We start from the raw sequence: 7,408 nt of genomic DNA on the forward strand, positions 1-7,408 counted from the left end.
GCCGTCTCCGGGCCGGTCAGGCCCTGGCCCTGGGTGAGGCGCTCGCGGATCTGGCAATCGGTCGGCGCCGGGATGCCCGGTTGCTGCCCCGCCGGTCAGCCGCTGTGCGCGGCGCTCACGAGGTCGGGCAGGAGCTTCGCCGCGTTCGGCGTGCCCAGTCCGGTGACGGGGTCCCAGCCCTTGGTGGCCGAGTAGCCCGGGACCGAGGCTTCGGCGGTGTTGTTGCCCACGGTGACGTCGTTGAAGTCCGCCGCGTATGTGGCCGGGTCCGACGCGAGCTTGTACAGCGTCGGGTTGATGGGTCCGAGTCCACCGCCGTTGATCTGGTCGGCGAGGGAGACCAGGCCCGCCCACTGGGGACATGCCAACGACGTGCCGCCGATGTCGTACCAGCCCGTGCTGCACGGTGTGCTGCCGCACTTCAGCCCGCGCTGGCCGTCGGGCGGGAGCGACACGTACACCAGCGCTCCCGTGGACGGGCTCGCCTGCAGGGAGATGTCCGGAACGCCGCGCATCGCACCGATGGAGGTGCTGCCGGCCGGCATCGCGCTCGACTGGTAGTCCGGCTTGGCGAAGACGCTGCTGTAGCCGCCGCCGGAGCCGACCCAGGCGATCTCCGACTGGCCGGAGGCCTTCTGGCAGGCTCCCGGCGGGGAGACGCTGTCCACGACCCTGCCGTTGGTGGCACCCGGGTCGGTGCACAGGTCCGTGCCGCCGACTCCGGTGACCAGCGGGTCGGACGCGGGCCACTCGACGGCGGGACCGGTGAGCGTGGTCCCGCCCTTGCCCACGGGCGTCTTGGTCGAACCGGCGCTTCCGTCGTCACCCGACGAGCCGAGTACGGTGACGCCGTTCTGGGCCGCCGCCTTGTAGGCGTAGCGCAGGTTCTCCAGCGACCGGGCGCTGCCGAAGGCGCCCTCCGCGGAGGCGAACGACTGGGAGATGACGGTCGCGAGGTGGTGCTCCACGACGTACTGCTCGGCGGCCATCATCTGAGGCAGACCCTGCACCCCGAGGGTCTCGGCGGTCGGGGTGGTGACCAGCAGGATGTTGGCGCCGGGTGCCATGGCGTGGGCGGTCTCGACGTCGAGAGCCACCTCCAGCGCCCAAGCGCTCTTGTCCTCCTGCCCGGGGGATTTGCTCGTGGACGGCGGCGCCTTGGTGGCGGGCGAGCCCTGCAGATGAAGCTCGCTGAAGGTCGGCATGCCGGACGCACAACTGACGTTCTCTTCCCCGCACATGGCCGCCAGGTGGAATGCCTGGTCGAATACGTGCAGGTCGTGAGCCATGGTGTCGCTGCCGTAGGAGTCGACGATCGCAATCGTCTGACCGCGGCCGTCGTCTCCGGCCGAGTGCAGCGGGCCTACGTTGTAGGCCGCCTGGATGGCCTGAGGGGTGAAGCAGCGACGTCCCACTGACGCGCACTGAGCCTGCGTTGGGGGTATCTGACTAATCGTCAACTGCGTGTAATCTGCGACAGTTGGCCGTACTTGCGGGAAGGTTGCCTGGTGGGCAGCGCTCGTCGCGGGCACGGCGCCCGCCGCTGCGAGGCTGAGTGTGCCCACCCCCGCGAGCAGCCACCGTCTGATGGTGCGTGCCATCAGAGTCCTCTCTTGAGATCGAAAGGGACTTGCGTGTCCGCCCCGCAGGTGGGGGGTGGGTGCACAGGGGTGGCGGACGGGGCGAGGTTACTCTCGCAGTTGTCGGGCGGATAGGCTTGTCCTTCAACAATGACCAAAGAATCGTGCCACTGGATCAGTTGAGCGGTGGCGCTTGAGCGTTCGGGTCGCTCGCGTTCGCCGCCACGTGGTCGCCGATCGCCGAACTGCCGAGCGCTGGTGCTGCCCTGGTGCGGCCGACGCACCATGCCGACGGAGCTGTCGTGGTCGACGCCGGGCCGATCCTGCGGCGAGTGAACGCCGCCTCTCCCGCGACCGAGCGGTCAGGAGTCGGCGTCGGCGCGTGCGACGAGGCCGGCGATGCGGGCCCACATCTGCGGCGGGTTCGAGTACATCGGGAAGTGGGCGCAGTGCTCGATCTCGGCGAGTTCGACGCCGCCTTCGGCCAGGGCGGGGAGGTAGGAGAGCGTGTTGTTCCGCTCTCCGTACATGAACATCCTCGGCGCGGGGGGGCGGGGGGTGCGAGGAACCGGTCGAGCAGCCTGCCGTGGTCGGAGAGGTCGACCATGGACTCGAAGATGGCCCTGACCGCTCCGGCCCGGACCTTGTGGGGGAGGCTCGACGCGTACAGGGCGCCGCCGTAGATGCGTGAGCCGCCGACGCGTTCGGCGAACCGGGCCAGGAACTCCTCGGGATCGTCGTGGGCGTGGGTGACGATCTGCCGGCTGAGGAAGCAGTCCTCGGGCGCGACGTTGCCCTCGATGTCGGTGAAGCTCGCGACCCTGCCGGGGTCGCCGTCGGCGAGCAGGAGCGCGGTCAGACCGCCCATCGAGTGCCCGACGACGTGGAACCGGTCGATCTGCCGCGCCTTGAGCACCTGCTCGGCGACGGAGACGAGGAACGGAATGGAGACGGCGCCGAGGTCCGCGCAGGTGCTGGCGCCGCAGCCGGGCGCGTCGTAGGCCAGGACAGGACGGCCGGCGAGCCGCGCCTGCTGGACGACGTCCGCGTAGTCCTCCTTCGTCGAGCCGAAGCCGTGCAGGAACAGCAGGGGCGTGCCGGTGCCGTCACGGTGGAGGCCGGACACCTCGACACGGGTCGCGCCGACGGTGAGGGGGAGCGTGAAGCGGTCGAGCTTCCTGACAGGGCTCATCGGACTGCCTCCATGTGGTGCACGGCAGGCTCGTACCGCGCGGGCCCGAGGACGGTCCGCGGTCGCTCGATCGCGGTGATCAGGGTTTCGTCGTCGACAGCGAAGCACACGCGGATGCGTCCGGGCGCGTTGAACGCCTCGCCGGGTACGACCGCGAGGTGAGCGGTGTCGAGGAGCCACGCGGCCAGGTCGGCGCTGCTGTTCCAGCCGCGGTCGCGGAGCAGTCCGCTGACGTCGGGGAAGGCGAACATACCGCCGTCGGGCAGCGGGCACTCGATTCCGTCGATGCCGTTGAGCGCCTCGGCCGGCAGTGCGCGCCGGCGCCGGTAGTCGCGGGCGGCCTCGACGGGGGTGGTGCTGTCCCCCAGGGCGACGAACGGTGCCCGCTGGTTGACCGTCGGGACATGGGTGATGGTGCGGGAGACGTGCAGGCGCGCCGAGGCGATGATCTCCGGTGGCGCGGCGAGCCAGCCGACGCACCAGCCGGTCATGGCGTGCTCCTTGGACACTCCGCCCACGACGACGGTACGGCCACGCAGTTGCGTAGCCACCGCGAGTACGGACCGGTAGGTATAGATCCGGCACTCCGAGGAAGCCGAGGCCGCCGCCCGGCAGATCGCCACCGGCCGCGGCGGGCGACTGAGCCTGGGCGCCGTAGCCTCGGCCTTCTCCTGGCCCCTGCCCCTCGTGCTGGAGCGGTTTTACGAGACCGCGCCGGACGTCGAGATCCGCACCCAGGAGATCGACACCCATGAAGCCGCGGCGGGGCTCCTGGACCGCTCGCTCGACTGGGCGATCGTGCGCCAGACCGCCCCGGTGCGCGGCACCACGGCGACCTTGCTCTTCGCCGACCGGTTCGTCGCGGCCCTGCCCCTGCACCACCCCGCCGCCGATGCCACCGGCCCACTGGATCTGGCGGACCTCGCGGGCGGACCGTGGGTGTGGCTGCACCGCCAGATCTCGCCCGACTACCACGACGCCATGGCGACCATGTGCCGAGCGGCCGGGTTCAGCCCTGTCCCGGCCCACTGGGCGCGGTCGGTGACCTCACAGATCGCCATGGTCGAGTGCGGGCTCGGCGTGACCGTCGTACCCGCCGCGGCGTCCACGTCACGCCCCGCCGTCCGGTTCAGACCGCTCCGTCACACGACGGCGACCATCGATCTCACCGCCATGACGAGATCCGACCCCGGCGCGCCGGCCGCACGCCTCACCGCCATCGCGACGCAACTGACCAAGGCGCGGGCGCGGGAGCAGTAGCCGCCCGGCAGTTGAGGCTCGCATGGCGGAACGGGGAGGGCCGGAGACCGTCGCCTCCTGCCGCGACTGGGCGCTGCTGGCCGGAGAAGCGGTGGAAACGGCGCCGGACCGGGTAGTGACGATCTCCTGGATCGACGCGACGGATCTCCACATCGACAGACCCCCTGCGCACCTTCTTCGGCCGCTACCAACTCCTGCCCGGTGGCAAGTTCACTCGTGGAGCCAGGGAGAACTGGTGGCCCAGAAGATCCGGTTCACCCCGAGGAACTCGGTACCGAAGTCGGTGAACTCCTGGCGGGTGTACGGCTTGCCCGTTCCAGGGTTGGTGTATTCAAAATCCGGTTCCTGCACCGCCATGGCCACGAGCGGGAGCTGTCCTCGGTACCGGTGGAAGAAGGGATACGAATTCTGCATCTGCGCCGGACGATTGGGCAGAATGTCGGGACCGCCCAGCCCGATACCGTGCTTCTTGGCGAATTCGAAGGTCCGGCCCATGTAGTCGTGGTCGTTGTTCCACTCGCCGGGCCAGAAGTTCACGTACTGGATGAATGGGGTCTTCTTGAAGACGTCGGCTCCATAGGCCATGTTGTCGAGTTCCGCACGGAAGTAGGCGTCGTCGCTGTACCCGGTGCGGTCTTTGCTCGCGTCGACGGCGGTCGCGGTCTCCGGGAGGTTCACTCCGGCGAGACGGCCGTCGAACCTCTGGGCGAGCGCCTTGAGTAGATGCTGGAAGCGGTTCCTGACCTCGGTGTTCCACTGGGCGGCCACGGCACCGGGTTCTCCGGGACCGAGGCCGCTCTCGTTCGTGGTCGGTGCCGCGCCGCCACGGTACTCCGGGTCCTTGAGCAGATAGTCCGGAATCCTGGCGGGCAGGGTGAAGAAGCGGTCCTGCACCTGGACGAACAGTTTCTTGCCGCGTGACTGGGCGTATTTCAGGGCGTGGTCGATCTGGGAGAAGTCGTACCGGCCCTTCCTCGGTTCGAGAGCCTTCCAGGGCACCACCACCTGCACGCCCGCGATGTCCGGGCGGTCGAGGAGGGGTTTGACGTCGGTGTCGAAGTCCCCGATGGAGGCGTAGAGATAGTTGGCCGGGGCCGCGGAGGAAGGGGCCGCGGCTTCCGCGGAGGATACGGTGACCTGGGAGCAGGTCGTCGCGAGGAGCAGTCCGAGCACAGCCGAAACTCGTTTGATCGTCATGGAGAGCGATCCTGCGGAGTGCTTCTAAGAAGAAACTAAGAGCGGGAACCAAGAGCGGGAACCAGGAGCGGCGGCGTGCGGAACTTCCGCTGACGCCCACCGTCCCCGGCGCCGCCTGCCCGAGGGCAGCACTGTGTCAGGGCCCGCGCCGCCGGCTGCCGCCGTGCGGGTCGACGGGCAGCATCAGGCGGAACAGTGCTCCACCCCCGGGCGCCTGATGAGCCGTGAGTTCCGCGTGGTGTGTGTGGGCGATCTGCCGGGCCATGGCCAGCCCCAGGCCGGAGCCGGGCAGGGCACGAGCGGCTTGGGAACGGTAGAAGCGGTCGAAGACATGGGGCAGGTCGGCGGAGTCGATCCCGGGACCGTGATCGCGGACGGTGATCTCCAACTCGCCGCCGCGCGCCGACCGGCGCGCGGTCACCTCGACCCGGCCGTCGGCGGGCGAGAACTTCGCGGCGTTGTCCAGCAGGTTGGAGAACAGCCGGGTCAGACGGCTCGGGGCGGCGGCGGTCAGGGCCGACGCGGTCGCGGGTTCGATGTCGAGGACGAAACCGACGTGGGGCCAGTGGTCACGTGCAGCGGCCACACTGTGCTCCAGCAGAGCCGTTGGCTGGACCGGTTCCAGGGTCTGCTGCGGCTCCTCGTCGCGTGCCAGGTCGATCAAGTCGTTGACCAGAGTCGTCACTTCACGCAGTTGGCGGGTGAGGGCTCCCGTGGCACGTTCCCTCTGCCTCGGGGTCAACCGGTCCGCGTGCAGCAGGATCTCGGCGTTGGAACGCAGGGCTGTCAAAGGGGTACGCAGCTCGTGCGAGGCATCGGCGACCAGGCGGCGCTGCGCGGAGAGTGACTCCTCCAGCGCGTCCAGCATCGTGTTGAAGGTGACCGCGAGCCGGGTGATCTCGTCCTCACGGTTGTGCGGCCCGGCGGGCAGTTCGATGCGCAGCCCGGCGTCGCGCGTGGTGGTGATCCGCTCCGCCGTAGAGGTCAGCAGGGTCAACGGCGCCAGACCGGAACGGGACACCCAGTAGCCCAGCAGGGCAGCGACGGGCACACCGGCCCCGCCGATCGCCGCCAGGAGCAGGGCGGCCTGGCGCTCGGCCCGCCCCACTCCGTCGGAGCGGAGCGCCACCTGCATGGCCAGCCCCTTGCGTGCCGGTGTCGTGAGCACACGCACCGGATGGCCGTCCACGGAGGCCGTACTGAAGTAGGGAGCCCGGTCACGGCCCGCGACCTGACGCACAGCCGCGGAGACAGGCAGCAGATACGTCGCGTGCGGATCGTCTGCGGGTGCTTCGGGCACAAGCTGCGCGCAGGCGGGAGCGGCCAGGAACCGGCACTCGCCGGCCTGGACACCGGGCCCCTCCTCGGAATGCCGCTGGATGGCCAGCGTGGCTGCCTGCGTGAGCTGAAGGTCGAACTGCCGCTGGAGGGTGTGGACGGTGACCGCGTAGGCCCCCGCGCACACGCCGAGTGCCACGCCCGCTACGGCCGCGGAGGCGGTCAGCGCCAGCCGGCGGCGCAGCGGAGGGCGTCGGTGCCCACGGGGTTGGGTCACCGCTCGTCCAGCCGGTAGCCGATCCCGTGCACGGTATGGACGAGACGCGAGGCACCGTCGGCCTCGATCTTCCGGCGCAGGTACCCGATGTAGACGGCCAGCGAATTGGAATCGGGCCCGAGGTCCCGGCCCCATACCCAGCGCATGATCGTCTCGCGCTCCAGGACCTGGCCGGGATGGCGCAGCAGCAGGTCCAGTAGGGACCATTCGGTGCGGGTGAACTCCAGCCGCCGTCCCGCCCGCACCGCCGTACGAGTCTCCGGGTCGGCGACCAGGTCGCTGAAGCGCAGCCCGGCCGCCGGCGGTGCCTCGCCGGGCCCCGTACGCCGCAGCAGCGCACGGAGCCTGGCCGCGAGCTCGTCCAGCGCGAACGGCTTGACGAGGTAGTCGTCCGCTCCCGCGTCCAGCCCGTCCACCCGGTCGCTGACCGCGTCGAGCGCGGTCAGCACCAGGATCGGCGTACGGTCGCCCAGAGCCCGTAGCCGCCGGCACACGGCGAGCCCGTCCAACACGGGCATCATCACGTCCAGCCTCGTCCACTCCGGCCCTGCGCGCCACCGCTGCCGCCACCAGTCGGGCGGTCCGGACGTGCTCGGGCAGCGCGCTGAAGCGGAGTTCAACGGT

7 protein-coding genes are annotated in these 7,408 nt (G+C 70.1%); 1 reads left to right on the plus strand and 6 read right to left on the minus strand.

The genetic code is table 11. From position 1 onward, the window contains the following. Positions 1–95: 95 nt before the first annotated feature. The 3 genes from ACWEN3_RS36940 to ACWEN3_RS36950 all read right to left on the minus strand — a co-directional run bounded on the left by ACWEN3_RS36940 (position 96) and on the right by ACWEN3_RS36950 (position 3,395). Positions 96–1,415, minus strand: coding sequence for a S53 family peptidase (locus tag ACWEN3_RS36940; RefSeq protein ID WP_452980231.1), 1,320 nt, complete (start codon positions 1,413–1,415; stop codon positions 96–98). A gap of 340 nt (positions 1,416–1,755) precedes the next feature. Then, the gene (locus ACWEN3_RS36945) at positions 1,756–2,772 is read right to left on the minus strand and encodes an alpha/beta fold hydrolase (RefSeq protein ID WP_452980234.1); all 1,017 of its coding nucleotides are present in this window, start codon (positions 2,770–2,772) and stop codon (positions 1,756–1,758) included. Continuing rightward, complete coding sequence (locus ACWEN3_RS36950) at positions 2,769–3,395, minus strand: aminotransferase class I/II-fold pyridoxal phosphate-dependent enzyme (RefSeq protein ID WP_452980237.1); 627 nt, start codon at positions 3,393–3,395, stop codon at positions 2,769–2,771. Before ACWEN3_RS36950 ends, ACWEN3_RS36945 begins: the two co-directional genes overlap by 4 nt. On the opposite strand from ACWEN3_RS36950, the gene ACWEN3_RS36955 reads away from it, so the two are divergent. Then, positions 3,388–4,032: a LysR family substrate-binding domain-containing protein gene (locus tag ACWEN3_RS36955; RefSeq protein ID WP_452980246.1), complete on the plus strand. Its 645-nt coding sequence runs from the start codon at positions 3,388–3,390 to the stop codon at positions 4,030–4,032. The genes ACWEN3_RS36950 and ACWEN3_RS36955 overlap by 8 nt on opposite strands. A gap of 210 nt (positions 4,033–4,242) precedes the next feature. On the opposite strand, the gene ACWEN3_RS36960 is transcribed toward ACWEN3_RS36955, so the two are convergent. The 3 genes from ACWEN3_RS36960 to ACWEN3_RS36970 all read right to left on the minus strand — a co-directional run bounded on the left by ACWEN3_RS36960 (position 4,243) and on the right by ACWEN3_RS36970 (position 7,404). Beyond that, on the minus strand, positions 4,243–5,229 hold the full coding sequence (locus ACWEN3_RS36960; RefSeq protein ID WP_452980240.1) for a hypothetical protein: 987 nt from the start codon (positions 5,227–5,229) through the stop codon (positions 4,243–4,245). A gap of 136 nt (positions 5,230–5,365) precedes the next feature. After that, positions 5,366–6,784 (minus strand): ATP-binding protein, encoded by a 1,419-nt coding sequence (locus ACWEN3_RS36965; protein ID WP_452980243.1) that lies wholly within the window; start codon positions 6,782–6,784, stop codon positions 5,366–5,368. Beyond that, positions 6,781–7,404 (minus strand): response regulator transcription factor, encoded by a 624-nt coding sequence (locus ACWEN3_RS36970; protein WP_452980249.1) that lies wholly within the window; start codon positions 7,402–7,404, stop codon positions 6,781–6,783. Before ACWEN3_RS36970 ends, ACWEN3_RS36965 begins: the two co-directional genes overlap by 4 nt. Between the last annotated feature and the right edge of the window lie 4 nt (positions 7,405–7,408).

The sequence above is a fragment of the Streptomyces sp. NPDC004561 genome, from assembly GCF_053602155.1.

Coding starts and splice junctions, on each gene's coding strand:
- ACWEN3_RS36945 (WP_452980234.1), bottom strand. CDS start 2,772: ATGAGCCCTGTCAGGAAGCTCGACCGCTTCACGCTCCCCCTCACCGTC.
- ACWEN3_RS36960 (WP_452980240.1), bottom strand. CDS start 5,229: ATGACGATCAAACGAGTTTCGGCTGTGCTCGGACTGCTCCTCGCGACG.